The sequence below is a fragment of the uncultured Ruminococcus sp. genome (assembly GCA_902785355.1).
GTDB lineage: Bacteria > Bacillota > Clostridia > Oscillospirales > Acutalibacteraceae > Ruminococcoides.
In genome coordinates this window covers 31276-58115 of record CACZYF010000021.1, presented here as the reverse complement: position 1 = coordinate 58115, position 26840 = coordinate 31276, and the positions used below count along the sequence as shown (strand labels likewise).

Annotated in this window: 21 protein-coding genes; 7 read left to right on the top strand and 14 right to left on the bottom strand. The window is 58.6% G+C overall.

The window, feature by feature from the left end:
* Nucleotides 1-232: 232 nt before the first annotated feature.
* The 11 genes from R2I50_RS06380 to rimP form a co-directional block, all read right to left on the bottom strand.
* Nucleotides 233-2431 (bottom strand): polyribonucleotide nucleotidyltransferase, encoded by a 2199-nt coding sequence (locus tag R2I50_RS06380; protein WP_316608326.1) that lies wholly within the window; start codon nt 2429-2431, stop codon nt 233-235.
* A 500-nt stretch (nt 2432-2931) separates the two neighbouring features.
* A complete protein-coding gene (rpsO, locus tag R2I50_RS06375; RefSeq protein ID WP_316608325.1) occupies nt 2932-3195 on the bottom strand; it encodes a 30S ribosomal protein S15 in 264 nt (87 codons plus the stop codon).
* 168 nt (nt 3196-3363) lie between these two features.
* Nucleotides 3364-3735: a helix-turn-helix transcriptional regulator gene (locus R2I50_RS06370; RefSeq protein WP_316608324.1), complete on the bottom strand. Its 372-nt coding sequence runs from the start codon at nt 3733-3735 to the stop codon at nt 3364-3366.
* 245 nt (nt 3736-3980) lie between these two features.
* Complete coding sequence (gene truB, locus R2I50_RS06365; RefSeq protein ID WP_316608323.1) at nt 3981-4880, bottom strand: tRNA pseudouridine(55) synthase TruB; 900 nt, start codon at nt 4878-4880, stop codon at nt 3981-3983.
* Entirely contained in the window at nt 4877-5824 is a 948-nt protein-coding gene (locus tag R2I50_RS06360) for a DHH family phosphoesterase (RefSeq protein ID WP_316608322.1), read from the bottom strand. The genes truB and R2I50_RS06360 overlap by 4 nt, the downstream gene beginning before the upstream one ends.
* Entirely contained in the window at nt 5805-6188 is a 384-nt protein-coding gene (gene rbfA, locus R2I50_RS06355; protein WP_316608321.1) for a 30S ribosome-binding factor RbfA, read from the bottom strand. Before rbfA ends, R2I50_RS06360 begins: the two co-directional genes overlap by 20 nt.
* Before the next feature lie 94 nt (nt 6189-6282).
* Entirely contained in the window at nt 6283-8655 is a 2373-nt protein-coding gene (infB, locus tag R2I50_RS06350; protein WP_316608320.1) for a translation initiation factor IF-2, read from the bottom strand.
* Nucleotides 8656-8657: 2 nt separating this feature from the next.
* Nucleotides 8658-8966 carry a ribosomal L7Ae/L30e/S12e/Gadd45 family protein gene (locus tag R2I50_RS06345; protein ID WP_316608319.1) on the bottom strand — a complete coding sequence of 103 codons (309 nt, stop codon included), beginning with the start codon at nt 8964-8966 and terminating at the stop codon, nt 8658-8660.
* Entirely contained in the window at nt 8956-9222 is a 267-nt protein-coding gene (rnpM, locus tag R2I50_RS06340; RefSeq protein WP_316608318.1) for an RNase P modulator RnpM, read from the bottom strand. The genes R2I50_RS06345 and rnpM overlap by 11 nt, the downstream gene beginning before the upstream one ends.
* 15 nt (nt 9223-9237) lie before the next feature.
* Complete coding sequence (nusA, locus tag R2I50_RS06335) at nt 9238-10341, bottom strand: transcription termination factor NusA (protein ID WP_316608317.1); 1104 nt, start codon at nt 10339-10341, stop codon at nt 9238-9240.
* Nucleotides 10342-10428: 87 nt separating this feature from the next.
* Entirely contained in the window at nt 10429-10914 is a 486-nt protein-coding gene (rimP, locus tag R2I50_RS06330; protein WP_316608316.1) for a ribosome maturation factor RimP, read from the bottom strand.
* A 453-nt stretch (nt 10915-11367) separates the two neighbouring features.
* Between rimP and cysK the strand changes: the two genes are divergently transcribed.
* From cysK to R2I50_RS06310, 4 genes are all read left to right on the top strand, one after another.
* Entirely contained in the window at nt 11368-12300 is a 933-nt protein-coding gene (gene cysK, locus R2I50_RS06325; RefSeq protein WP_316608315.1) for a cysteine synthase A, read from the top strand.
* Between the two features lie 717 nt (nt 12301-13017).
* Entirely contained in the window at nt 13018-13554 is a 537-nt protein-coding gene (locus tag R2I50_RS06320) for a TIGR04002 family protein (protein WP_186833943.1), read from the top strand.
* Nucleotides 13551-14579, top strand: a complete 1029-nt coding sequence (mutY, locus tag R2I50_RS06315; RefSeq protein WP_316608314.1) for an A/G-specific adenine glycosylase — start codon at nt 13551-13553, stop codon at nt 14577-14579. Before R2I50_RS06320 ends, mutY begins: the two co-directional genes overlap by 4 nt.
* A 101-nt stretch (nt 14580-14680) precedes the next feature.
* A complete protein-coding gene (locus R2I50_RS06310; protein WP_316608313.1) occupies nt 14681-16588 on the top strand; it encodes a fructose-1,6-bisphosphatase in 1908 nt (635 codons plus the stop codon).
* 393 nt (nt 16589-16981) lie between these two features.
* On the opposite strand, the gene R2I50_RS06305 is transcribed toward R2I50_RS06310, so the two are convergent.
* Nucleotides 16982-20482 (bottom strand): fibronectin type III domain-containing protein, encoded by a 3501-nt coding sequence (locus tag R2I50_RS06305; RefSeq protein WP_316608312.1) that lies wholly within the window; start codon nt 20480-20482, stop codon nt 16982-16984.
* 243 nt (nt 20483-20725) lie between these two features.
* Between R2I50_RS06305 and R2I50_RS06300 the strand changes: the two genes are divergently transcribed.
* Genes R2I50_RS06300 through R2I50_RS06290 form a run of 3 tightly spaced genes read left to right on the top strand, consistent with a single transcriptional unit; the run spans nt 20726 to nt 24188 of the window.
* Nucleotides 20726-21106 (top strand): DUF3783 domain-containing protein, encoded by a 381-nt coding sequence (locus tag R2I50_RS06300; RefSeq protein WP_316608311.1) that lies wholly within the window; start codon nt 20726-20728, stop codon nt 21104-21106.
* Between the two features lie 10 nt (nt 21107-21116).
* The gene (locus R2I50_RS06295) at nt 21117-22055 is read left to right on the top strand and encodes an Ig-like domain-containing protein (protein WP_316608310.1); all 939 of its coding nucleotides are present in this window, start codon (nt 21117-21119) and stop codon (nt 22053-22055) included.
* A 12-nt stretch (nt 22056-22067) separates the two neighbouring features.
* Nucleotides 22068-24188 (top strand): hypothetical protein, encoded by a 2121-nt coding sequence (locus R2I50_RS06290; RefSeq protein ID WP_316608309.1) that lies wholly within the window; start codon nt 22068-22070, stop codon nt 24186-24188.
* A 270-nt stretch (nt 24189-24458) separates the two neighbouring features.
* Here the strand turns inward: R2I50_RS06290 and R2I50_RS06285 are convergent, their stop codons facing one another.
* Nucleotides 24459-25016, bottom strand: a complete 558-nt coding sequence (locus R2I50_RS06285; protein WP_316608308.1) for a SprT family zinc-dependent metalloprotease — start codon at nt 25014-25016, stop codon at nt 24459-24461.
* A 57-nt stretch (nt 25017-25073) separates the two neighbouring features.
* Nucleotides 25074-26801 carry a dockerin type I domain-containing protein gene (locus R2I50_RS06280; protein ID WP_316608307.1) on the bottom strand — a complete coding sequence of 576 codons (1728 nt, stop codon included), beginning with the start codon at nt 26799-26801 and terminating at the stop codon, nt 25074-25076.
* Nucleotides 26802-26840: the final 39 nt, after the last annotated feature.

The window sequence follows — 26840 nt, the reverse complement described above, 5'->3', positions numbered from 1 at the left end:
TGTCGTTTTCACGCGAAGCATGACAAGCCTTTGATTTGCTCCGCGTTTCACATTGATGTCACCACAGCGTCTCGGCGGGAGCAAGCCCCCGCCCTACAACTCTATGCAACGTTTATATAATTCCTAATTCCTAATTCCTAATTCCTCATTTATTACGGCTCCTCACTCTGCGGCGCTGTATGCAAAAATCCCCCGCCTCGGTGAAGCGGGGGATATGATTACGGGTTATCGCTTACTTTCTGTCGCGGCGGGGGCGGTTGCCTCTGCCTCTGCCGCCGTCACGGCGGGGTCTGCGCTCCTCGGAGATATCGTTCTCGGGAGTCAGGCCGTCGACCTCGATCAGCACATCTCTGCGGCTGAGGTTGAGTCTGCCCTTGTCGTCGATCTCGAGCACCTTGACGCGGATGACGTCGCCGACGTTGACGACGTCGGTGACCTTGTCGGTACGCTTGACGTCGAGCTGGCTGATGTGTACCAGACCCTCCTTACCGGGAGCGATCTCAACGAACGCGCCGAAGTCCATAATGCGGGTGACCTTGCCGAGATACATAGCGCCCGGTTCGGGATCGGTGGCGATAGTCTGGATGATCTCGATCGCGCGCTGACACTTCTCGGCGTCTAAGCCCGCGACGAATACCTGACCGATCTCGCCCTCTTCCTCGATGTCGACCTTGACCTCGCACTCAGCCTGGATCTCCTTGATGACCTTGCCGGACTTGCCGATAACCTCGGCGATCTTGTCAGCGGGGATGGTGGTGGTGAACATCTTGGGAGCATACTTGGAGAGCTCGGGACGCGGCTCGGCGATCGCCTTGAGCATGACCTCGTCGAGGATGTAGTTGCGCGCCTTGTGGGTCTTTTCGAGCGCTTCCTTGACCATCTCGGGCAGCAGGCCGCTGATCTTCAGATCCATCTGGATGGCGGTGATGCCGTCCTTGGTACCGGCTACCTTGAAGTCCATATCGCCGAAGAAGTCCTCAAGACCCTGGATATCGACCATGGTCATCCAGCGCTCGCCCTCGGTGATCAAACCGCAGGAGATACCGGCTACGGGAGCCTTGATCGGAACGCCCGCGTCCATCAGCGCCAGCGTAGAGCCGCAGACGGAGCCCTGAGAGGTGGAGCCGTTGGAGGATACGACCTCGGATACCAGGCGGAGCGTATAGGGGAACTCCTCGAGAGAGGGGATCACGGGCAGGAGCGCACGCTCAGCCAGAGCGCCGTGACCGATCTCACGTCTGCCGGGACCGCGGGAAGGACGGGTCTCGCCGACAGAGTAGGAGGGGAAGTTGTAATGATGCATATAGCGCTTCTCGGTCTCATCATCGATGCCGTCGAGCAGCTGCATATCGCCGACGGTGCCGAGGGTCGCGACGGTCAGAACCTGAGTCTGACCGCGGGTGAACAGACCCGAGCCGTGTACGCGGGGCAGGATACCGACCTCACTCGCGAGGGGACGGATATCATCCATGCCTCTGCCGTCGACGCGCTTCTGCTCATCGAGCAGCCAGCGGCGGACGATGAACTTCTGGGTCTTGTACAGGCACTCGTCGATCTTCGCCTCAGAGTCGGGGTAGATCTCGTCGAACTTTTCGTGGACAGCCTCATAGATGGGCTTTAAGCGCTCGTCGCGGACGGTCTTGTCGTCGGTATCGAGAGCGACCTTGACGTCCTCCTCGGCAAACGCCTTGATCGCCTCGAACATATCGTGATCCGGCTCGTTAGAGGGATAAGAGAACTTCGGCTTTCCGATCTCGGCGACGATGCCGTTGATGAACTCGATGATCTTCTGGTTCGCCTCATGACCCGCCATGATCGCGTTGTACATGACCTCGTCACTGACGCAGTTCGCGCCCGCCTCGATCATCGCGATACGCTCCGAGGTAGAAGCGACGGTGGTAGCCATATCGGATACCTTGCGCTGCGCGGCGGTGGGGTTGATAACAATCTCGCCGTCGACCAAGCCTACGGATACGCCGGAGATCGGGCCGTTCCACGGGATATCGGAGATGGAGATCGCGATCGAGGTACCGACCATCGCGGCGATCTCGGGCATGCAGTCGGGATCAACGGACATAACGGTCGCGACGATGGAAACGTCGTTGCGCATATCCTTGGGGAACAGCGGACGGATGGGGCGGTCGATGACGCGGGAGGTCAGGATCGCCTTCTCGGAGGGTCTGCCCTCACGTCTGAGGTAGCTGCCGGGGATCTTGCCCACGGCGTAGAGCTTCTCTTCATAATCGACGGAGAGGGGGAAGAAATCAATGCCGTCGCGGGGCTTTGCGGAAGCGGTAGCCGCAACATGCACGACGGTCTCGCCGTAGCGTACCAGACACGCGCCGTTGGCGAGCTGGGTCATCTTGCCGGTCTCAACGACCAGCGGTCTGCCCGCGAACTCGGTCTCGAATACGCGGTACTTGTCAAAAATCATAGCCTTGTTAGCCATAGAGTTACCTCCTGTTAATATATATTGACAGGATGGTACAGTATTTTAGCAATAAAACCGGAGCGCTTTGATAAGTGAGGAGCGCTTTAGAATTAGGAGTTAGGAATGAGGAATGAGGAATTATATAAACGTCGGTGCTCGCGGAGCGATACTGTAGGGGCGGTCATTGACCGCCCGCTGTCACAGGGCGTGGCATATCCTATCCGATGTTTTCGATATCAATAACGTTCGTCATTCGCGGGCGACCGATGGTCGCCCCTACAATTTCTCATTCCTGATTTATTACGACTTCTAACTCCTCACTTCTTGCTGTGAAAGTGCTCTCGTTTTACCGCTAAAACGAAGCTGTAACATCCTGTATTTGATGTTTTGAAAATGGTTGAGATTGCCGCGTCGCAGCCGTTGGCTGCTCCTCACAATGACAAATCCATATTAACGAAACGCAGGGCAAACGGGTCGCCCCATTTGCCCCATGCTGTGAATTACTTACGGATACCCAGTCTCTGGATGATGGAGCGGTATCTCTCGATGTCTACCTTGGTGAGGTAGTTGAGCAGAGAACGGCGCTGACCGATCATCTTGAAAAGGCCGCGGCGGGAGTGATGGTCCTTCTTGTGGATCTTCAGGTGCTCGGTGAGGTCGTTGATCCTCCTGGTGAGCAGAGCGATCTGAACCTCGGGCGAACCGGTGTCACCCTCATGAGTCGCATACTCCTGCATGATAGCAAGCTTCTCTTCCTTCAGCATGTGTTTCACCCTTTCCTATTTACTGCGCTCCGCATAGTACAGGGCAGGTGAAATCCTCAGCATGAGGCGTATCCCCTGAACCATATCGGGCGTCAAGTGCTATTGTACCATAATTATTCTCAAAAGTAAAGAAAAAGTTCACGGCAACAGAGCGATATTCGACGGATATCAGCCCTGTTTTTTGGCTAAATTCGACACCGTTTCGATCACGGAGCGCTTATTGTCCTTATCGAGCACACGGTACAGCGCAATCAACCCGCGCTCGTCCTTACTGAGCTGATAGATCGGGCTGTCGGCGTTAGCGACCTCACGCAGATCCTTCCTCTCCGGCTCAATAAGAACCGGAAGCAGCGTTTCGGGCGAAACGTTGAAGATGACGGAGAGCTTCACCAGCGTCGCAAGGTTCGGCTCTGTCTTGCCGGTTTCATACTTCGTATAAGTAGAGCGCTCGATATTCAGCGCGGCAGCCACCTGCTGCTGCGACAACGCGCACGCCTCACGATAGCGGCGCAGCTTCTCGGATACATCGTTATTTGACACACCTCTCCCCTGCCTTTCCGAGCGATTTCGGCTTTTGAGCCGATGCATGTCGTTATGTATCCAGTATAGCGTGAAGCTTTTTCACAGGCTTGTTTACGTGCTGTTTTTTCACTGTGTCGGGTCGGTTCCTTCACGGATAGGATGTGCGAAAACGACAACCGTATTCAAGGTCTGTTGTAGGGGGCTGTCGCACGAATACTAATCCTTGATAAAAAAAACAGCAGGATCGCTCCTGCCGTTATCTGCTAGAAATGCTTATACAGCTTCAATTCTTCGCCCGCGGTGACGCCGAGGGAGAGGAAGTGTCCCTCCCTGTCCTTGACGCGGTAGATCGTGCCGTCTGTAGAACCGCCGCGCAGCGAGGTACGGGCGATATCCAGCGGGTTACCGTTGACAAAACGGTTCGCCTGCTTATCGCTGACGATAAGCTCCGGATAGGTCGCGAAGATACTCTCCACCGAGCGGAAGTACGCGCTCCCGGGGTCGAAGGCGCCGCTCCCGGTCAGCTCGCTCAGCTGATCGAGGGTGATCGCGTCCTCCAGACGATAGCCGCACGCCTCATAACGCACGAGGTCGGTCATCACGCCGACCGTACCCAGCGAGCGCGCAAGATCGTCGATCAGGGTGCGGATATAGGTGCCGTTGGAGCAGAAAATATTCAAAATACCGCTCTGTGAGCTTTCGTCAAAGGAAATGAGTTCCAGCTCATAAACGGTGACTCTGCGGGTCTTTCGCTCAACTTCTTTGCCTTCGCGGGCATACTGGTAGAGCCGCTTGCCGTCGATACTGACGGCGGAATACATGGGAGGGAGCTGTTCGATCTCGCCCCGAAACCGCGCTAAAGCCTGTTCGAGCTGTTCGCGGCTCACACAGGACGGCTTTTCCTCCGTGACCTTGCCCCAGATATCGAGGGTATCGGTCGCGAGTCCGAAGCGGAATTCCGCGCGATACTTCTTATCGTGACAGGGGATGACATCCTGCGCCTTGGTCGCCGTGCCGAGCAGCACCGGCAGGATACCGGTGGCGTTCGGGTCGAGGGTACCGGTATGGCCGACCTTCTTCTGACCCAGCAGCTTACGCACGACCGCGACGACGTCGAAGGAGGTGAAATCCTTCTCCTTATGTATCAGGATGACGCCGTTCATCTCAAGAAGTCCCCAGCCGCCGTGACCAGCTTATCCCGAACGGTCTCGAGGTCGCCCTCGACGGAGCAGCCCGCCGCCGCGGGATGACCGCCGCCGCCGAACAGCTTACAGAACGCCGAGGCGTCTACGCCGTCGTTGGTACGGACGGAGATCTTGAACACGCCGCCCGCCTTCTCACGCATGGTGATACCCATCTGCACGCCTTCGATCTGGCGCGGGATGGAGGCGAGACCCTCCATCTCATCATCGCCGGTGCCGAGCTTCTCGCACATATCGAGGGTGGTATAGATCACGGCGCATTTGCCGTCGTAGTAATACGACATCGTATCAAGGATCATGCGCTCAAGCTTGAGCTTGGCGCGGGTCTTGACGACAAAGTTGATGTAATTGATCTTGTTCCAGTCGCAGAAGGGCATGACGCCCGCCGCGATATGGTGGGTGCGGGAGGTGGTGTTGGAGTAGCAGAAGCAGCCGGTATCGGTGGAGATACCGGTATAGATCGCCGCCGCGATATCCTCGTCCATCTCGACATGGAGCAGCGGCAGCAGCTGCCAGATGCTCTCGGCGGCAGCCGCGGCGGAGGAATCGACATAGATATAGTCTGCCGTGATGGTGTTGGTGCCGTGGTGGTCGATACACAGGTCGATATGATCCACGCCCTGCATCACGCTCTCTCCGAGCAGCGAAGGAGCGGCTACATCGACGCTGACGATGTATTCGGGGGTAAAATCCTGTTCCTCATAATGCTCGGCGAGATAGCCGAACTTGGAGGGCAGCGCGCCCTCCACGGCGACGTTCGCCTGCTTGCCGAGCTTACGCAGGGCGAAAGCGAGCGCGTAACCGCAGCCCAGGCAGTCGCCGTCGGGGTAGATATGGGTCAGGATCTTGAATTTGTCGTGTGAAAGGAGCAGAGAGGCAGCCTTCTCAAGCGTGATCTTCTTCATCGGGCTCCTCCTCGTCCTTCGGAATATCAAGACTGTTCAGAATACGCGATATCTCGGCGCTGTAGGCGATCGAGTCGGTGGGGGTAAAGATCAGCTCGGGCACATGGCGGAGACGAAGTCTCATTCCCAATTCTCTCCGCACATAACCCGAAGCATTTTTCAGCCCCTTGACCGCCTCTTTCGCCGCGTCCATACCCTCGAGGGCGCTGACATATACCGTGCAGTAGGAAAGGTCGTTGGTGACCTCTACACGCACGATCGACAGAAAGCAGCCGGTGACTCTCGGGTCCTTGAGCCCGCGGAAGATCGCGGTCAGCTCGCGGCGGATATCCTCTGTAGTCCTGCCTAATTTATGATTAGCCATAATACTTCCTCTAAATGATAGTTCGATAAAACAGAATACAAATCGGGTGAGGGCGCAGCCCTCCCGCAACTATTCACGATTCATCATTCGCTATTTAGTCCTCGCGATACTCCTCGATCATGAATACCTCGAAGATATCGCCTTCCTTGATATCGTTGTACTTCTCCAGACCGATACCGCACTCGTAGCCCTCGGCGACCTCCTTGACGCTGTCCTTGAAGCGCTGGAGGGAGGCGACGTTGTCGTCGGCGATGATGATACCGTCGCGCACCACGCGCACGCCTGCGCCGCGCTGGATCTTACCGCTCTTGACATAGCAGCCGGCGATGTTGCCGATAGACTTGATGCGGATGACGTTACGCACCTCGGCGGTACCGAGGATGACCTCGCGGGTCTTGGGAGCGAGCATACCCTTCATGGCGCTCTCGATCTCTTCGATACAGTCGTAGATGACGCGGTACATACGCATATCTACGCCGTCACGCTCGGCGTTCGCCTGAGCGGTGGCGTCGGGACGGACGTTGAAGCCGACGATGATCGCGTTGCTCGCGTTCGCCAGCATGACGTCGGACTCGTTAACCGCGCCGACAGCGCCGTGGATGATGTTGACGCGCACCTCTTCGTTCGAGAGCTTCTCGAGGCTCTGACGAACCGCCTCGACGGAACCCTGTACGTCCGCCTTGACGATGATCTTCAGCTCCTTGACCTCGCCGAGCTTCATCTGGTCGAAGAGGTTGTCGAGGGTGACCTTGGTGCGGGCATTGAACTCGGCTTCCTTCTTCTCATGTTTGCGCTGCTCGACCAGCTCGCGCGCGAGGCGCTCGTCGGTGACGGCGTTGAAGGTGTCGCCGCCGGTGGGGACGTCGTCCAGACCGGTGATCTCGACCGGGATCGAGGGACCCGCCTCGTGGACGCGTCTGCCCTTGTCGTCGGTCATAGCGCGGACGTGACCGACCGCCGTGCCCGCTACGACGATATCGCCGGTATGCAGGGTACCGTTCTGTACGAGGATGGACGCCACGGGACCTCTGCCCTTATCAAGGCGCGCCTCGATGACCGTACCCTTCGCGGCGCGGTCGGGGTTGGCTTTGAGCTCCTTCATATCGGCTACCAGCAGCACCATCTCCAGCAGGTCGTCGATACCCATACCGGTCTTGGCGGATACGGGTACGCAGGGCGTATCGCCGCCCCACTCCTCGGGGATCAGCTCATACTCGGTGAGCTGCTGCTTGACCTGCTCGGGGTTGGCGCCCGGCTTATCCATCTTATTGATCGCCACGATGACGGATACGCCCGCCGCCTTGGCGTGGTTGATCGCCTCGACCGTCTGGGGCATGATACCGTCGTCAGCCGCTACCACGAGGATCGCGATATCGGTGACCTGCGCGCCGCGGGCACGCATGGTGGTGAACGCCTCATGACCGGGGGTGTCGAGGAAGGTGATATCTCTGTCGTTGATATTCACGCGGTACGCGCCGATATGCTGGGTGATGCCGCCCGCCTCGGTCGCGGTAACGTGCGCGTTACGGATATAGTCGAGCAGGGAGGTCTTGCCGTGGTCGACGTGACCCATGACGACGACGACCGGCGCGCGCTCGATCAGGTTCTCATCGGTATCCTCGCTGTCGTCGATGATACGCTCCTCGATGGTGACAACAACCTCGCGCTCGACCTTTGCGTGGAACTCCATCGCGATCAGGGAGGCGGTGTCGAAATCGACCACGTCGTTCGCGGTGACCATCGTACCCATGAGGAAGGCTTTCTTCACGACCTCGGCGACGGTCGCCTTAAGGCGCAGCGCCAGATCGCCGATGGAGATCTCCTCGGGGATCAGGACGGTCATCTTCTTTGCCTTACGCTCCTTCTCGATACGCGCCATACGCTCGCGCTCGGTCTCACGCTTCGCGGAGCGGCGGTTCTTCTGCTTACTGCGCTGGTTGATCTTCTGCTTCTTCGAGGACATATTGTTCTCGTTTCTGACCTTATCAAGGGCAAGATCGTCATACTTCTGGTTATAGCGGTCAACGTTGACCTCAGCCGCGCCGGTATCGACGAGGCGGCCGGTGCCGCGCTTACTCTTGATCTCGCTCTTGAGATCGATATCGGCGGTCTTGTCGACCTTCTCCTTCTTCGGCGGAGCCTCGGCGGGAGCCTTCTTCGCCGAGTCGGGACGGAGTTGGTTCTTCGCCTCCTCGCGGCGCTTCTTCTCCTCCGCCTTACGCTGAGCGGCTTCCTCCTCCTTCTGCTCGATCGCCTTATCGCGGACAGCGAAGTAGGCGGACAGGTCGGAGACCGCGTTCTTCGTGGTAAAATAATCGAAGATGTAGTTGAGCTCATCCTCGGTAAGGGTGGTCATCGCCTTCTTATCCGTGCCGAGCTTATCCTTCAGCACGGAGATGACCTCCTTGGTCGTGACGTCAAGGTCGGTCGCGACCTCTTTGACTTTATATTTAATCATAAGTGCCATGATTATTCCTCCTTCATCAGTTCGGTTATCTTTTTGGCAAAGCCCGCGTCGGTCGTGCAGATGACGGCGCAGTGCTTACCCAGTGCGAAGCTCAGCTCCTCCTTGGAGCGGGAGAGCCGGTACGCGGGGATACGGGCGCTCTCTGACGCCTTTAAGACGCCCTTGAGGCTGTTTTCGGACGTATCCGAGGCGTACAGCACCAATACCGCCTTACGCTCCGTGATCGCACGGGTGACGGTCTCGGCGCCCGAGATCAGGCAGCCGGCACGCTTACACAGCCCGAGAAAGCCGAGCAGTCTGTCATTCTTCACCGAGCTCTCTCCTCATCTCATCGTATATCTGCGGGTCGATCTTCGTCGAGAAAGCGCGTTCCAGACGGCGCGCCTTCTGCGCCTTGTCAAGACACGCGATGCTGTTACATATATACGCGCCGCGGCCGGGCTTCTTGCCCACAAGGTCGATCGAGATCTCGCCCTCCTTGTTGCGGACGACGCGCACCAGCGTACGCTTATCCTTCATCTCGCCGCAGCCGATACACTTGCGCAGCGGTATCTTTCGCTCTGCCATAAAAGCACCTCTGTATTACTCGTCTTCCTTGACGTCGTTATCTTCTTTCTTATCGTCCGCTTCGTCCTCACCCCAGAAGCCGGACTCGGGACGGATATCGATCTTATAGCCGGTCAGCTTTGCCGCTAAGCGGACGTTCTGACCCTTATTACCGATCGCCAGCGAGAGCTGACCGTCGGGGACGGTCGCCTTGCACGCCTTGGAGCCGTCCTCGGCAAGCTCCACCTTGACGACGTTGGCGGGCGACAGGGCTGCCGCGATAAACTTGGTGGGATCGTCGTCGTAGAGCACGATGTCGATCTTCTCACCGCCGAGCTCCTCCACGATGGTATTGACGCGCGCGCCGCGGGCGCCGATGCAGGCGCCGACAGCGTCGATCTCGGGATCCTCGGAGAACACCGCCATCTTGGTACGGGAGCCCGCCTCACGGGAGATGGACTTGATCTCGACGGTGCCGTCGTAGATCTCGGGGATCTCCTTCTCGAACAGGCGCTTGACGAACTCGGGATGGGTACGGGAGATATTGACGCGCGGACCGCGCTCGGTCTCCTTCACGCCGGAGACATATACCTTCACGGTGCTGCCCTCGCGCAGGTTGTCGCTCTCGATCTGCTCCGAACGGGGCAGAACAGCGACAGCGTTGCCGAACTTCAGGGTCGCGTTGCCGGTGACGGGGTCGACGCGCTCGACGACCGCGGTAGCGATCTCCTGCGCCTTAGACTGGAACTCGACAAGCATCTGATCCTTCTCGCCGTCGCGGATACCCTGACGGATGACGGAACGGGCGGTCTGGATCGCGATACGACCGAGGGTCTTGGGATCGAGCGGGATACCGACCTCTTTACCCACCGCGGCACGCTTGCTGATGATGAGCGCGTCCTCGAGGGAGATCTCGTAGTTCGGATCCTCGACCTCTTCAACGACGGTCTTGAGCAGCTTGCAGGAAAATGCGTTGCTGTCGGAGTCCATCTTGATCTCAACATTCTCATTGCCGCCGTAATTATTGCGGCAGGCGGTCATGATCGCCTTCTTGATCTGAGTTACCATGTACTCAGCGGGGATTCCTTTCTCCTTTTCGAGGAGCCGCAGCGCCTCGTAGAGCTCTTTATTGCTTGCCATTTTTCCAAATCAGACCTTTCTATATGAATTGAATTATGAATTGAATTTATAAGCCTTATGAGCCTCCCTTGGGAGAGGGAGCCTGTATCAATCGAAGTCGTCCAGCTTGATATACGCCGCGTCCTTCTTATTGATGGTGACGTGATTCTCGCCGCTGTGGTCGGTGATGGTGACCATACCGTCGTCATAAGCGGTCAGCACACCCTTGAACTCCTTGCCGATGCCCTCGATCGGACGGATCATTTTGACCATGATATCGGCGCCGATGAACCGGGTGAAATGCTCCTCACGAACCAGCTCGCGCTCGATACCGGGAGAGCTGACCTCGAGGATATACTCGCCGTCGATGGGGTCGAGGCGGTCGAGCGGCTCGTCGAGCGCGCGGGACATATTCTCACAGTCGTTGATATCCACGCCGCCGTCCTTATCGATGAACACCCGCAAAAACCACTGGGAGCCTTCCTTGAGATACCTTACATCCCATATCCTCAGTCCTAAGGACTCGGCGATGGGAGCGGCGAGCTCCTCAACGGCGTTGACCGTGTTTCTGCCCTTGCTGTTAGCCACGTTCATCCTCCTGTTCTGTTGAGATCGTGAGCCGTCGGGCGACGGTTCACAACAACATTTTATCGTAACAATAACAAGGAGCGGGTCCGTCAAGACCCACTCCTTACGTTACATCATATCTTACGGTACTTATTTTAACACTTTCATCATATGATGTCAAGTAAATGCTGACCAAAGATACTTTCGAACGGACAGCCGTTTTTACCCAATTTGAATATTTTTTGAAAAAATGCTTGACAAAGAGGGACGGTGTTGCTATAATACAACCATCCTACTTGTTAGGTAGGTTGAAAACAACTACAGAAGGTGATACAATGTACTACAGCGGCTTTCGATGTCGGAAACTACCGACAATGTTGTGATCGTATTGCGGGAGGCGCCGCCCCCCAAAGCACACGGACGATTCCGTTTTCTGTATTTACAAATCCGAATCATTACTATATAATAAGGAGAAACATCATGGCTAATATCTACACCTCCGCCGACCAGCTGATCGGCAAGACTCCGCTGTTGGAGCTCACAAATATCGAAAAGAAGCTTGAACTGAACGCGAAGATCCTCGCAAAGCTCGAATACTTCAACCCCGCAGGCTCCGTCAAGGATCGTATCGCCAAGGCGATGATCGACGACGCGGAAGCGAAGGGACTCCTCAAGGAAGGCTCCGTCATCATCGAGCCGACCTCCGGCAACACCGGCATCGGACTGGCGGCTGTCGCGGCGGCGAGAGGCTACCGCATCATCATCGTCATGCCCGAGACCATGAGCGTCGAGCGCCGTCAGCTGATGAAGGCTTACGGCGCGGAGCTGGTGCTGACCGACGGCAGCAAGGGCATGAAAGGCGCGATCGCCAAGGCAGACGAGCTCACAGAAGAGATCAAGGGCGCGTTCATCCCCGGTCAGTTCGTCAACCCCGCCAACCCCGCCGCACATGTCGCGACCACGGGTCCCGAGATCTATGAGGATACCGACGGCAAGGTGGATATCTTCGTCGCCGGCGTAGGCACCGGCGGCACCGTGACCGGTGTAGGTCAGTATCTGAAAAGTAAAAATCCCGACGTCAAGGTCGTTGCGGTGGAGCCTGCCTCCTCGCCCGTACTGAGCAAGGGTGAAGCGGGCGCGCACAAGATCCAGGGCATCGGCGCGGGCTTTGTCCCCGACGTGCTGGATACCGGCGTGTATGACGAGATCATCGCCGTCGAGAACGATGACGCCTTCAAGACGGGCAAGCTCATCGGCAAGACCGAGGGCGTGCTGGTCGGTATCTCGTCCGGAGCGGCTGCGTATGCCGCGATCGAGCTCGCCAAGCGTCCCGAGAACGCGGGCAGGAACATTGTCGTTCTGCTCCCCGATACCGGCGATCGCTATCTCTCCACCCCGCTCTTCCAGGATTGACGGCACACTTTGTACAAGACATGTTACGGCTTCGGGCCACCTCGGAGCCGTTTTGTTTTTATGAAAACGGTGGTATCGCCGCGCGAAACAGGTCGAACGGAGATCGTACAAAGGTCTGTCGTAGGGGCGACCATCGGTCGCCCGCGAACGATGGACGAAATTAATATCGAAAACATCGGACAGGAAATGCAACGCCCTGTGAAGCGGGCGGTCAATGACCGCCCCTACGGCGGGACGTCGAGACGCCGTCCCCTACAACTCTATGCGACGTTTCCGAAAAACCTGTAGGGGTCGGCTCCGACACGCGTGTCCGACGACCCGCGTCCCGCAGGGACGTTCGCGAAGCGACATCGTAGGGCGGGGGCTTTGCTCCCGCCGAAACGTTGTTGTAACATCAACGTGAAACGCGAAGCAAATCAAAGGCTGTCATGCTTCGCGTGAGAACGACATTTGGAGGATAACTCTCGGCGGGAGCATTCCTCGCCGGAGACGGCTCCCCCCTTGTCCTTCGGACATTCCCCCAACGGGGGTGCCCCCGCCCTACAATATAGCCAAACGCCCGTTGTTCTCGGGACGTCGAGGGGTCTCCCCGCCGGGGAGGTGGCGCGAAGCGACAGAGGGGTGCCGTCTCCGGCTGAGGAACCGTCCCCTACAACTCTATGCGACGTTTCTATAATTCCTCATTCCTCCTCACTACTCCGAAAGGAAGGTATTCACATGAAAAACAGACACTCTGAGCACACGCTCCACATCGTCATCGCGGCGATGTTCGCGGCGATGGTCGCGGTGATGACCGCGTTCGTACAGATCAAGACCCCCACCGGCGGCTACGTCCACCTCGGCGACTCGATGATCTATCTGACGGCGAGCTTTCTGCCCCTGCCCTACGCGGTCGCGGCGTCAGCCATCGGCGGCGGCATCGCCGACCTGCTGGTCTACCCCGAGACCATCATCTACACCATCATCATCAAGGCGGTCAACGCCCTGTTCTTCAGCTCAAAGGGCGACAAGCTGCTGACCAAGCGCAACGCGCTGATGACCATTCCCTCGGGACTGGTGACGGTCGTCGGCTACTCGATCTCAAAATTCATCCGTATGCTGCTCGCGGGCGACAGCATGCAGTCCGCGATCGCCAACGCCCTGTGGAAGATGCCCGAGAACGCGATCCAGGCGGTCGCCTCGGCGCTGATCTTCCTGCTGATCGCCGCCGCCTTTGACAAAGCGGACATCAAAAAACGGATGCTCAACCGATGACGGACAAGCTCTCTCTGATCGCCGAGCCGCTGATAACCTGGTTCGACCGTAACTGCCGACCGCTCCCGTGGCGGCGCGACCGCGAGCCGTACCACGTGTGGATATCCGAGATCATGCTCCAGCAGACGCGGATCGAGGCGGTCATGCGCTACTACGAGCGCTTCATGGACGCACTGCCCGATGTAAACGCCCTCGCACAGGTCGACGACGACACCCTCCTGAAGCTATGGGAGGGGCTGGGCTACTACAGCCGCGCGCGCAATCTCAAGAAAGCCGCGCAGGTCATCGTAAACGAATACGGCGGTACATTCCCGAAAAGCTATGACGAGTTGAAAAAGCTGCCGGGTATCGGCGAATACACCGCGGGCGCGATCGCCTCGATCTGTTACGACGAGAAGGCGCCCGCCGTGGACGGCAACGTCCTGCGGGTCATCGCAAGGCTCACCGGCAGCCGCGAGAATGTTCTTCTCCCTCAAGTGAAGAGAGATTTTTCCGAACGGCTCAGAGCGATCATGCCCGACCGGGCGGGACGATTCAACGAAGGGCTGATGGAGCTCGGGGAGCTGGTCTGTCTGCCGAACGGCGCACCGTACTGCGAGCGCTGTCCGCTGTTCGGACAATGCACCGCTTTCAAAGAAAAGCTCACGGGCGAGATCCCCGTCCGCATCAAGACGTCGAAGCGCCGCAGAGAGGACAGGACGATCCTACTCCTGCGTACACCCGACGACCGTCTCGCGCTCGAAAAACGCCCCGCAAGCGGACTGCTCGCGGGGATGTATCAGCTGCCGAACCTCGACGGCTTCCTCGACGAAACGGCGCTGACAAAGCAACTCACCGAATGGGGCTTAGTGCCCGAAAACATCCGCTTCACGAAAGAGATGAAGCATGTCTTTACCCATATCGACTGGTACATGAAGGGCTATGAGGTCACGGTAAAAGGGACTTCGACGCGCTTTCTCTGGGTCACCCGGGAGGAGCGCGAGCGCGCCTATCCCCTACCCGCCGCCTTTCAAAAAATGCTGTAAACACTTTTGCACACAACCGCTGTCAAACAACAGTGGTTTTTTCTTTACTTTCCGAGTCCGCTCTGTTATACTTTTTCTATATTGAACAGGGAGGCGGTCACATGGCACAATCCACGAATAGCGAGATGAAATATATGCGCCTGCTTGCGGAGAAATACCCCACCGTTCGCTCGCTCACGCGCGAGATCATCAACCTCAGCGCCATTCTCAACCTGCCCAAGGGCACCGAGCACTTCATGAGCGATATCCACGGCGAGTACGAGGCGTTCTGTCACATTCTGAACAACTGCTCCGGCGTTATCCGCGAGAAAACGCAGGCGCTCTACGGCGACACACTCAGCCACGACGAGATCAAGGAGATCTGCACCCTGATCTACTATCCCGTCGAGAAGCTCAAGCTGCTCAAAAGGGAGCAGCACATCGACGCCGCATGGTACCGCGATATGCTCTCACGGATGCTGGAGATCGCCCGCGTGCTGTCGAGCAAATATACCCGCTCCAAGGTGCGTAAGGCGATGCCCGACGACTACGCCTACATCCTCGACGAGCTGCTCCACGCGCAGAAGGACGAGGACAATAACCAGATCCGCTATCACGAGAAGATCCTCGACACGGTCATCCGTATCAGCGCCGACGACTTCCTCATCTCGCTCGCGGGACTGATCAAGCGGCTGGCGGTCGACCGGCTGCACATCGTCGGCGACATTTTTGACCGCGGCGACTCGCCCGACAAGATCATCGACCTGTTGATGAAGCACCACTCGCTTGACATCGAATGGGGCAACCACGATATCCTGTGGATGGGAGCCGCCTGCGGGAGTGAAGCGTGTATCGCGAACGTCGTTCGCAACGCGATCAAATACCGCACCGAGCGCACGCTCGAGAACGGCTACGGCATCAGCCTCAGACCGCTCGTGCTCTATGCCCAGAGCCTCTATCCCGACCGCGACCCGATGGACGCGGCGCTGCTCGCGATCACCGTCATGCAGTTCAAGCTGGAGGAACAGGTCATCCGACGCAACCCCGATTACCGAATGGTCGACCGTCTGCTGCTCGACAGGATCGACCTCGACAAGGGAGTCGTCACCATCGGCGACAAAACCTATCCGCTGAACGAAACCGACCTGCCGACCCTCGACCCGGCTGATCCCGCCGCGCTGACCGGGGGCGAAGAAGCGGTCATCCGCGAGCTGAAAGCCGCCTTCAAAGAGAGCAAGCGGCTGAACGCCCATATCTCCTTCCTCTACGATCACGGCGGCATGTACCGCGTCCATAACGGCAACCTGCTGTATCACGGCTGCGTCCCGCTCAACGACGACGGCAGCCTGATGGAGGTAGAGCTCTTCGGCGACCGCTACAGCGGCAGAGAGTACTTCGACGCCGCCGAGACGATCGCGCGGCACGCGTTCTTCGGCAGAAGCCGCGCGAGAGAGGGGCTGGACTTCATGTGGTATCTCTGGGGCAGCGAACGCTCGCCGCTCTGCGGCAGGACGCTCAAGACCTTTGAGCGCGCGTTCATCGACGACCCCGCCGCGTGGGATGAGCCGAAGAACCCCTACTACCGCTACTACTATGAGGAAAAGACCTGTATCATGATACTCGGCGAATTCGGGCTGAGCCGTCGCTCGCACATCATCAACGGTCATACCCCCGTACGCACCGTCAAGGGCGAGCTGCCCATCCGCGCGAACGGCAGACTGCTCGTCATCGACGGCGGCTTCTGCGAGAAATACCACGCCGCCACCGGCATCGCGGGCTACACGCTGTTTTACAACTCGCACGGACTCCGCCTTAAAGCGCACCATCCGTTCAGAAGCGTAGAAGAAGCCCTGCGCGACAACCGCGACATCCACTCCGACTCCGAGATCGTCGAGACCGAGGAGCACCGCCGCATGGTCGGCGATACCGACGCGGGTCAGGCATTACAGACGGAGATCGCCGACCTGTACCGCCTGCTGGAGCTGTATCGTAACGGCACCATCGCCCCGAAGGACAGCAGCAGGGGATGAAAGAAACGCACTGAAAGTGAGAAGTTAGCCGTAGGGGCGACCATCGGTCGCCCGCGAATGACGGGCGTTATTGATATCGAAAACGTCGGATAGGATATGCCACGCCTTGCGACAGCGGGCGGTCAATGACCGCCCCTACGATGTCGCCCGCGAACGTCACTTGCGGGACGTCGGGGGGTCTCCCCGTTGGGGAGGTGGCGCGAAGCGACAGAGGGGCGCCGTCTCCGGCTGAGGAACCGTTCCCTGCAACTCTATGCGACGTTTCTATAACTCCTAACTCCTAACTCCTCATTCCTAATTTATTACTTTTCCTCATTGATTACGATTTCTGATTGCTGAATGAAGAAAACGCCCGCCTGAGCAGTGCTCGGGCGGGCGTTGTTATGCAGGTTTTTACTTTTTGAATACCCAGTACTGGGTGGCGGACTCGGCGATCTCGGCGGGGGTGAAGGAGGTACCCTTGTAGTTGTTCCAGCCGTTGGGATCATAGACGATGATCTTGCCGTTCGCGTCCAGTCCCGCGAGCACGATGAAGTGACCGCCGGAGGTGAAGCGTCCCGCTCGGTGGGAGCTGATGACGTACTTGCCTTTTCGAAGCTGATCGACGATATAATCCAGGGAGGTATCGGAATACTGACCCTCCATCGTGATGCCGAAATGCTTTGCGGCGGCTTCAAAATAGTTCCAGTAGGTGCCGACGCCGTAGCAGTAATAATCGTTGCCGCACCAGCTCACCGCGTCAACGGGCGTGATGCTCTTGCCGGTGATGGTGGAGGCGACCATCGCGAAGCACGTCGGGCCGCAGCCGGAGTAGGCGATCGTGTCGTCGCCGTAAGGATAGTTATAGTCGCCCTGGCTGTAGTAGACGAAGTCGCCGGGGGTCGAGGATGAACCGCCGCCGGTGACGTTCGCCGTGAAGCCCTCGGGGTCGTAGCCGCTCATGAAGGCGGTGCCGCCGCTGTTGATACAGCGCACGGTGTAGGTATAGGAGCTGCCGGAATAGACGTCATAGTCGGTATAGGTATCGGAGGTGGTATCGGTCAGGCGCTTCCACGCGCCGCCGACCTTCTTATATACGCGGTACTTGACGGAGCCCTCGGGCTTTGTCCAGCTGAGGGTAACGGTACCGTTCGTCGCGTCCATGCTCCTGAGCTTCGGAGCGGCAACGTAGAGCGTACTCACGCCGGTACCGTCGAAGTCGGAGGTGAAGCTCTTGCCGTCGGCAGTCAGACAGCGCACGGTATAGCGGAAGGTCTTGCCGGAGATGACGTCGGTATCGGTATAGGAGGTCGAGGTGGTCTCGCCCATCTTCGTCCAGCCGTTGTTGCCCTTGTAGTACACGCGGTACTGCTCGGCGCCGGGAGAAGCCTTCCACGAGATCTTCACGCCGGTGTTGGTATTCTCAGCCGCCTTTAAGACGGGGGTGTCGGTATATTTCACCGCCACGCCGTCATGGTCGAAGTCGGAGACGTAGGTCTTGCCGTCAGCAGAGATACAGCGCACGGTGTAGATGTAGGTCGTGCCGGAGGTAAGGTTCGCGAGAGTCAGGGAGGTGCCGGCGGTCTCTCCCGCACGGGTCCAGTCGCCCGCGCCGTAGACAAAGACGCGGTAACGCGCCGCGTTGATCGAAGGCGTCCACGAAACGCGGACGGTGTTCTTCACGACCTGCGCCTTGAGGTTCACGGGGGCGGCGATCCTGTATTTCAGATTCATCTTTGCGTCAAAGTCGGACTCGAAGGCGGTGCCGTCCTCGTTGATGCAGCGCACGGTGTAGGTCTGTGCCGAGGTCACGCCCTCGTGGACGTAAGAGGTCGCGGCGGTATCGGTAAGACGCTTCCAGGTATTGCCGCTCCTGACATACAGGCGGTACTTCACGGCGTTATTGACCGGCGTCCAGCGGACGGACATGCCCCGCTCGGTGGGAGCAGCCTCGGTGATATGCGGGGTAGTCAGGTAACGCACGCTCTTGCCGGGCAGGTAGTCCGAGGTAAAGGACGAGCCGTCGGCGGTCAGACAGCGCACGGTGTAGGTATAGACGTTGCCTATCGCGACGTTGCGGTCGATATAGGTGGTGTCGGTGGTATCGGTCAGCTTCGTCCAGCCGTTGCCGGTACGCAGGTACAGGCGATACATCTCGGCGCCCTCGACGGGCTTCCAGCTGACCTTGACATGGTCGCCGCCCCAAATAAGCGAGCTGATCTCAGGCGGGTCAAGATAGCGGAACATGTGCGACACGCCGGGCTTGTAGTACGAGGTGAATGCGTTGCCCTTCGCGTTCAGACAGCGCACGGTGTAGGTATAGGTCGTACCGGATACAAGGTTCGTATGCAGGTATGAGGTCGCGGAGGTATCGGTCAGCTTCGTCCAGCCGTCCTCACCGTAGACATACAGGCGGTACAGCTCGGCGCCCTCAACGGCGTCCCAGCTGATACGCAGACCCTTGTCATAGGAAGAGATCGATCTGATGGAGGGTGCAGCGATATAGTGAACGCTTTTGCCCTCGTGGAATCCGCTCATAAAGGCGGAGCCGTCAGCCGAGATACAGCGCACGGTGTAGGTATAGGTCGAGCCTGAGGTAACGTGGGTATCGGTGACGGTGGTCTCGGTTGTATCGGCAAAGCGGGTCCAGCCGTTTGTTCCCATATAGTACACGCGGTACTTCTCGGCGCCCTGTACGGGAGCCCATTTGACGACTACACCGTCAGCGCCGCAGGCAACAGAGGTCAGGGTCGGAGTCGATACAAAGCCGCAGGTAATACCCTCGCCGTAGAACGCGCTGACATAGCGGTCATTTGAATCCACACAGCGTACGGTGTAGGTGTTTGTCGAGCCAAAGGCGACGTCCTTATCGGTATAGGAGGTACCGTTCACGGTCGCGATACGCACCCAGGTGCCGTTCTCCTTACGGAACACGCGGTAGGAATCCGCACCGTCGCTCTTCGACCACTTCACGGTCACGCCGTCGCTGTTGCCGGAGGCGGAAAGCAGCTTCGGCGCGGCGATATAGCTGACGGTTCTGCCGTTCCTGTCAAAATAACTGGTATAGGAATTGCCGTCCGCCGAGATACAGCGCACGGTATAGGTATAGGTCTTGCCGGAAAGCGCCGAAGTGTCGAGATAGGTCGTGCTCTTCGTATCGCCGACACGCTTCCAGTCGCCGCCGGGGAGCTTCGAGAACACGCGGTAGCCGTCGGCATTAGGGATCGCGTCCCAGCTGACCTGCACGCCGCCCGCTGCGCTCTGAGCACTCAGCTGCGGGGTCGCAAGCCGCATTACGCTCACGCCCTGACGGTCGTAGGTATCGTGGAGGAACGCGCCGCTCGCGGACAGTCCGCGGATCGTATAGGTATAGTTGCCCGTCGCGCTCTCGCTCTTATCGACAAAGGAGGTCGCGGAGGTGGTGGCGATACGCTTCCAGCCGTTCGTCACCTTGAGGTACAAAGCGACCTGCGGGACGCCCTCGGGCTTGTCCCATCGCACACGGTTGCCCTCGGGCGTGATCTCCACGCCGAGGATCTTCGGCTGACGGATGAGGCTGTAGTCACGGACCGACGGTGGTGTGATCCCGCTGCCCGCCTCGTTCACGCCGATCAGACGGTAGCGGTAGAAGCCGCCGCCCAGCGCGCCGGTATCGACCCAATAGAGCTTCGAGGTCGTGCCGAGCGTTTTCCAGCCGCTTGTGCTGTCGTAGCGGTCGACGCGCATGCCCGCGATCCCTTCGATGCGCTTCCACATGACGATCACGCCCTCGTCGGTCGCTTCGATCGCGGTGAACTCAGGCGTCGCGGCGCCTACCGAAGCGGGCGTCTCATCCTCATTCAGCTCCGCCGCCGCGGGCAGCGCCGTGATCGCGAGCAGCAGAGCGCACAGTAATACGGATAATACTCTCTTCATCTTATCACCCCTCGATTTTGATTTCAGTAAGCAAAAGCAGTTAATACATCACGAGATCAAGCTCTCGTTACGGTCATCATTACAGTGTCATAATTCTCTATTGTAATTATATTCCAAAGCGGCAGAGAAGTCATGAACACAATGTAAACTATGAATTACACAATTGCAAAGATTTATCGTTTATGATATACTTTAAGATGACAAAAAATAACAATATTCGATAAATCGGAAAGGCGGAGGAATATGAGTGAGATCCTGATCTACAACCTGAGCCCTCAGCTCGACGCGAAGCTGAAGATGCTGTGCCGTAAAATGAACATCTCCGGCCGCACCGTCGAGAAGTCCGAATACGGCTATCCGCTGGGCGTACTCTTAGGCCTGAGCGAAAAGACTGAGCCCGCGCAGGGCGAGGACTTCGACGACAGCATGCTGTATATCGCGGGACTGCGCGGCGGGATGCTGAACCTCTTCATCGATCAACTCCGCCGCAACAAGATCATCATTCCGCTCAAGGCGGTGCAGACCGAAACGAACGTCGGCTTCACCTCCTATGAGCTTCACCGCGAACTGTGCGCCGAGCGCGAAGCGATCGCCCGGGGCATGAACGCGCACCGACAACCGTGAGGTGATTTTTATGAAAAAAGCCTTATCCCTGTTACTCTGTATGATACTTACCGTGAGCCTGTGCTCCTGTGCGATGTTCGGGAGCAACAAGCTCGAGCTCGACCGCACCTCCCTGCATCTGACCGTCGGCGAGACGGCACAGCTGAGTCCCGGCAGCGCCACCCGCGTCCACTGGGAGAGCAGCGACGACAAGATCTGTACCGTCATCGGCGGCGCCGTCAACGCAAAGTCGGCAGGCACCGCGACCGTGACCGCCTCGATCGACGACGGCACCACGGCGGTATGCACCGTGACGGTCGAGGACAAGATGATCGAGAGCATCACCCTCAGCGCGAAAAGCCTGCGCCTCGAGCCGTACAAGACGATCCAGCTGACCGCCTCCTACTCCCCCGCGGACGCGTCGAGGACTGCCCTTAAATGGACGAGTCAGGATGAATCCGTCGCCACCGTAGACGAGAAGGGCTATGTCACCGGCGTCAGCGACGGAGCGACCATCATCGTCTGCACCGGAGAGAACGGCGTAGAGGGCTCCTGCGCGGTCACCGTGTCGAGCGATATTTTGCCTACCGAAGCGCCGTATATACCGCCTACCGCCGCCGCGACCGAGAAACCGACCGCCGCCAAGGAGAGCGACAGCAAGAGCAAGAAAAAATCGGAGAGTGCCTCCTCAAGCGGTTTCATCTTCCCCGACTCATCCACCCGTTATCTCGACGGCAGCGAGGTCGCCGAGAGGCTCGCCTCGATGACAGGCTCGCCGGTATCCGCGGACTTCGCACAGGACGCGGTCAACGAGATCTACGCCCGCAACGGCTTTGTCTTTCGCTCCGAGAACCTGCGCAGCTATTATCAGAGTCAATCGTGGTACCATGCCGACCCGTATTTCAGCCCGAACGACTTGAGTGAGATCGAGCTGTATAACATCGGCGTCATCAACCAATATGCCCCTTAACAGGAGGATCCTATGCATAAACGAATCATCAGCCTGCTGACAGCGCTCTGTCTGCTGTTGAGCGGGCTCGCTGTCGGCGCTGTCAGCGCATCAGCCGCCGAGACCGCCACCATCAAGGTCGGCGGCGAGAGCTACACCTTCAACGTCGGCGACTACTTTGAATACACCCTGTCGCTCTCCTACGGCGGCGGGAAGAAGATCGCCTCCGCTCAGGCGGAGCTTCCGGTCAACTTCCGTATCCTCAGCGGCTATACGCAGGAGGAGCTCGACCGCTTCTCCTCTACGGTCGCACCCGCCGTATCCGACACCGCCGTCGTCTTTCTCTCCGATGAGAACAGCACCCTCGGGATGCCCGGCTATGTCATGAACTTTACGAATCCCGCCGGCTACGACCTCAGTGAGGAGAAGGACGTTCTGTCCGTCGTGTTCCGCGTCGAATCGGCAGGCGCCTACGAGTTGAGCGCCAAGGTGCGCTATGTAGACGACGTTGACGGCAACACCATCGTCGGTAAGGACTACAAGCGGCTCGACGCGCGCCTGCACTATACCGAGACCCTGCGCGACGTCGCGCTCGATACGCCTCAGCTCTCCGCCGCGACCTACGCGGGCGGTGTGCGCGTTACATGGGAGCCTGTTCCCCGTGCGGCGCTCTACCGCGTGTACCGCAAGAGCGGCAGCGGATGGACGCGTATCGGCGAGACCGCCGAGACCTCCTTTCTGCATACCGACGTCGTATCGGGCAGCCGCTACACCTACACCGTGCGCTGTATCTCCGCCGACGGCAAGCGCTTTGTCAGCGACTTTGACCGCGTCGGCAAGTCAGCGACCTACTATGCCGCCCCGAAGCTGCGCCTTTCAAACGGCACCGACGTCATCAATATCGCGTGGGACAGCGTACACGGCGCGGCGAAGTATCGTATCTACTACCGCTCCGCCAACGGCTGGACAAAGGTCACCGATACCGACAAGACCTCCTGCACCATCGGCAACGTCACCTCCGGCAACACCTACACCTTCACTGCCCGCGCGATGGATAAGAATAACAAGCACCTAAGCTACTTCTACCCCGAGGGCTTCTCGATCACCTTCATCAAAGCGCCTGAGATCAAGCTCGGCAGCGCCGCCGACGGGGTGCTGGTCAGCTGGGACAAGCCCGCGGGAGCCGTCCGCTACCGCGTCTATTATCAGGGCGCGAACGGCTGGACGAAGCTCGGCGATACTTCCGATGTGAGCTTCCTCGACAAGACCGCTCCGTCGGGCAAGAGCCGCCGCTACACCGTGCGCTGTATCAACGAGAACGCCTCCGCCTTCACGAGCTACTTCCGCTCGGGCAAGAGCATCACCCATTACGCCGCTCCGAAGCTGAGGATCACCAATCTTGAGGACAAGCTCAGGCTGAACTGGGACACCGTGAACGGCGCCCACAGCTACCGTATCTATTACAAGACGAACAGCGGCTGGACAAAGCTCGCCGACACCGACAAGACCGAGCTGACCGTCGCGAACCCCACCTCCGGCAGAACGTACACCTTCACCGCCCGTGCCATGAACGAGGACGGCAAGCACCTGAGCACCTACTACACAAACGGCTTTACGACCACCTTTGTCACAGCGCCCGAGGTCAAGGTACAGAACGCCGCCGACGGCGTACAGGTCAGCTGGAACAAGCCCGCGGGAGCCGTCCGCTACCGCGTCTATGTCAAGAGTGCGAACGGCTGGACGAAGCTCACCGAGACCGACGCGAACACTTATCTCGATAAGAACGTTTCTTCCGGCAACACCTATACCTACACCGTGCGCTGCGTCAACGCGGCGGGTACCGCCTTCACGAGCGATTTCCGCGCGGGAAAGAGCGTCGCCTACTATGAAGCGCCCAAGCTCAGCCTGAGCAATACCGCCGACGGCGTACAGCTCCGCTGGAACGCGGTCACGGGCATATCGAACTACCGCGTCTACGTCAAGAGCGAAAGCGGCTGGACGAAGATCGCCGACACCCGCGACACCTCCGTCATCGACGCGAACGTCACGAGCGGGAAGTCGTACACCTACACCATCCGCTGCATGGACGGCGAGGGCAAGCACCTGAGCTACTTCTACAGGGACGGCTTCTCGATCACGTATAAAAAGAATTAGGAGTTAGGAGTGAGGAATTAGGAATGAATGGCGGGCAAAGCCCGCACCCAAATTAGTATATGCTTGATAGAAAAAACGTCTGCGACCCGATACAGAGTCGCAGACGTTTTCTACTATGCGTTATTGTAAGGAATGACACGGCTCTTATGGTGCCCGATACAGAGTTACGGGCGTTAGGATCAGTAACCGTTATATCAATTCAAAACGCGAAGCGTTTCCCGCAATTCCTAATTCCTCATTCCTAACTCCTCATTCCTAACTCCTCACTCCTCACTCCCCAAACGCTCTCGCCATCAGGAGGGCGCCGTTCTCCTTGAGCCAGCGGTTCCAGCGGTCATAGTCGGGATACGCGGCGTAGACCCGCTCATAAAAGCGCTTGCTGTGGTTCATCTCCCACAGGTGACACAGCTCATGCACCACCACACTGTCGATCACCTCGGGCGGAGCGAGCATCAGGAGGATGTTGAAGTTCAGGTTCTTCTTCGTCGAGCAGCTTCCCCAGCGGGTCTTCTGACAGCGCAGGGTGATCCGTCCGTAACGTGCGCCCATAAGCCCGGCATAATACCTCACGCGGGCGGGGATGTACTCAGCCGCCTTCTGTGCAAGCTCGTGCAGCTGTGCTTCGGTCAGCTTCGGCTGCTGCTCCTTCTGCGCCTTACGCAGAGCGAGCTTCTCGCGCTGTTTTTTGATCCATGCCTCGTGCCGTCTGACGAAGTCATCCGCCTCTTTTTTGGTGGTGCGGTTCGGCGCGCGGACGATCAGCCCCTCCTCACGCACCTCGAGCGAGATGGTCTTGCGGCGGGATTTTATCAGCTTATATTCTTCCATAGCCTCTCCATAGAAAGAGCGCCTCATAAGAAGCGCTCTTTAATTCACCAATTAGGTTCAATCATAGATGCCGGTCGTGTCGATGTCGAAGCGGATCGGGATGTTCGCGAGATACCGCTGGGTCAGGGTCGCGTCGAGGATATCCAGCCCGCCGTCCGCGTTGACGTCGCCGCGCTGCATGGAAAGCTCGTCGAGACCGATCGACATCGCCGCCGCATGGCGCATGATCAGGGTCACGTCGGTGCTTTCGACCGAGTCGTCGCCGTCGACGTCGCCGATACGGTAGGTCTCGCGTACCTTGAAGTCGAGAGAGCCCGCATTGTTGTAGAAATACGCCTCAGGGGTCGCGTGGTCGTCGTTGATCGAAGCGGTGATCGTGTAGTCGCCGACCGCGAGCCTACGCGGGATGCTCAGCGCCTGGAAGCCCAGATACTGGTACGGCACGATGTTCACCGTACCGCCGGGCAGACTGCGCGTATAGACCGTCGAGCCGCTGTTTTTGTCGACCACCTTGATCTTCACGGTGAAATCGCCGTCATAATCCACGCTGCCGGCGTTCAGGAAATAAGGCTGGTAATAGATCGTGGAGCCGTAGGCGAATTTCTGCGCGGTTTCCTGCGTCGATTCGACGTCTGACAGATAGAACAGGTGCACCGTCAGGTCGGGCGACGTGCGGCGATCCATCGTTGCGGCGGAGGAGGTCTCAGCCGTCAGCCCGTCGGTGTAGGGGCGCAGGGTGACGCTGTCGTTCAGCACCGCGACCTGATCGCGGGTGATATAGAAGTAGTAGGTGTCGATCCCGCCGTCCTGCTCCATCGGCACGAGCGTACAGCAGCTCATCACATCGGGAGCGGTGCGCCTGTCGACGCCAAGGCGCTCATCCGAGTCGGAATCGGTGATGATGACGCTCTTATAGTAATTCTTGTTCGTTTCGGCATAGCGCCTGTCGGTCACAAAGCCCCAGCAGGTCACCGCGTGACCGCCCTGCTGCTCGCCGTTCAGGTAGATCTCCGCGTTCAGCGACACGCCGCAGCCGTCGCGCAGGCGCTCATACAGCGTCCCGACGCCCGCGGCGCCGGCGTCGATCAGGTCGACGACCTCTGCATAATCGTCAAAGGCATACTGCGGGAGATAGTTGCCGCTGTCAGGGTAATTTACAGGCATGGCGGAGGTCGAATTGTTGTTCTTTACGCCGTTGAAGAACCAGCCGATGCCGTAGTAGGCGTGACCGCCCTTGTTCTCGAAACTGTCGATATACAGCTCGAAGAGGTCGTCCGCGGAGGTAAAGCCCGCCTGAGCCGCCCAGCCGGTATAGGTCAGGACGTCGGCGCTGGACGCCGCCCAGCAGAGCTGGTCGTCCGCATCCTCGTCGAGGGTCTTCTCAGCGTCGATGAAGCCGAGGTCGGTCAGCGTGAAGCTGCCGTCACGGTAACCGGCGGCGATCGCCTGCTCGATCTCGCTGACGTTGTAGCGGGTCAGACCGGTCAGGAACACCTGCGTCACCCCGTCGGGGAGGGTGAAGTCGGCGGTATAATAGCCGTTTGCGGACACGTCGCTCAGGGCGGCTGTCAGCCCCGCCGCCTCGACGTAGCCGACCGTCAGGACAGGCTCGCCGTCATCCGTCACCACATAGCCGTCGTCCGGCGTATCGGCGTAGGCTAAGTCGGAGAGCGCGATCTCCCCGCCCTGCGGCTCGATCAGCGGGATAACGTCGGCAAATACTGTTGTGCCGCCGAGCAGGCAGAGCGTCAGCAGGACAGAGACAGCGATCATCAATTTTTTCATTGGATCACCTCTTTAAGAGAGATCAGGGCGCCTGAAAGC

Bases quoted from the DNA above. Each gene is read 5' to 3' on its own strand.
- infB (WP_316608320.1), bottom strand. From the start codon at position 8,655: ATGGCACTTATGATTAAATATAAAGTCAAAGAGGTCGCGACCGACCTT.
- rnpM (WP_316608318.1), bottom strand. From the start codon at position 9,222: ATGGCAGAGCGAAAGATACCGCTGCGCAAGTGTATCGGCTGCGGCGAG.
- cysK (WP_316608315.1), top strand. From the start codon at position 11,368: ATGGCTAATATCTACACCTCCGCCGACCAGCTGATCGGCAAGACTCCG.
- R2I50_RS06320 (WP_186833943.1), top strand. From the start codon at position 13,018: ATGAAAAACAGACACTCTGAGCACACGCTCCACATCGTCATCGCGGCG.
- R2I50_RS06295 (WP_316608310.1), top strand. From the start codon at position 21,117: ATGAAAAAAGCCTTATCCCTGTTACTCTGTATGATACTTACCGTGAGC.
- R2I50_RS06300 (WP_316608311.1), top strand. From the start codon at position 20,726: ATGAGTGAGATCCTGATCTACAACCTGAGCCCTCAGCTCGACGCGAAG.
- R2I50_RS06290 (WP_316608309.1), top strand. From the start codon at position 22,068: ATGCATAAACGAATCATCAGCCTGCTGACAGCGCTCTGTCTGCTGTTG.
- rpsO (WP_316608325.1), bottom strand. From the start codon at position 3,195: ATGCTGAAGGAAGAGAAGCTTGCTATCATGCAGGAGTATGCGACTCAT.
- nusA (WP_316608317.1), bottom strand. From the start codon at position 10,341: ATGGCAAGCAATAAAGAGCTCTACGAGGCGCTGCGGCTCCTCGAAAAG.
- truB (WP_316608323.1), bottom strand. From the start codon at position 4,880: ATGAACGGCGTCATCCTGATACATAAGGAGAAGGATTTCACCTCCTTC.
- rbfA (WP_316608321.1), bottom strand. From the start codon at position 6,188: ATGGCTAATCATAAATTAGGCAGGACTACAGAGGATATCCGCCGCGAG.
- R2I50_RS06305 (WP_316608312.1), bottom strand. From the start codon at position 20,482: ATGAAGAGAGTATTATCCGTATTACTGTGCGCTCTGCTGCTCGCGATC.
- R2I50_RS06360 (WP_316608322.1), bottom strand. From the start codon at position 5,824: ATGAAGAAGATCACGCTTGAGAAGGCTGCCTCTCTGCTCCTTTCACAC.
- R2I50_RS06280 (WP_316608307.1), bottom strand. From the start codon at position 26,801: ATGAAAAAATTGATGATCGCTGTCTCTGTCCTGCTGACGCTCTGCCTG.
- R2I50_RS06285 (WP_316608308.1), bottom strand. From the start codon at position 25,016: ATGGAAGAATATAAGCTGATAAAATCCCGCCGCAAGACCATCTCGCTC.
- mutY (WP_316608314.1), top strand. From the start codon at position 13,551: ATGACGGACAAGCTCTCTCTGATCGCCGAGCCGCTGATAACCTGGTTC.
- rimP (WP_316608316.1), bottom strand. From the start codon at position 10,914: ATGAACGTGGCTAACAGCAAGGGCAGAAACACGGTCAACGCCGTTGAG.
- R2I50_RS06310 (WP_316608313.1), top strand. From the start codon at position 14,681: ATGGCACAATCCACGAATAGCGAGATGAAATATATGCGCCTGCTTGCG.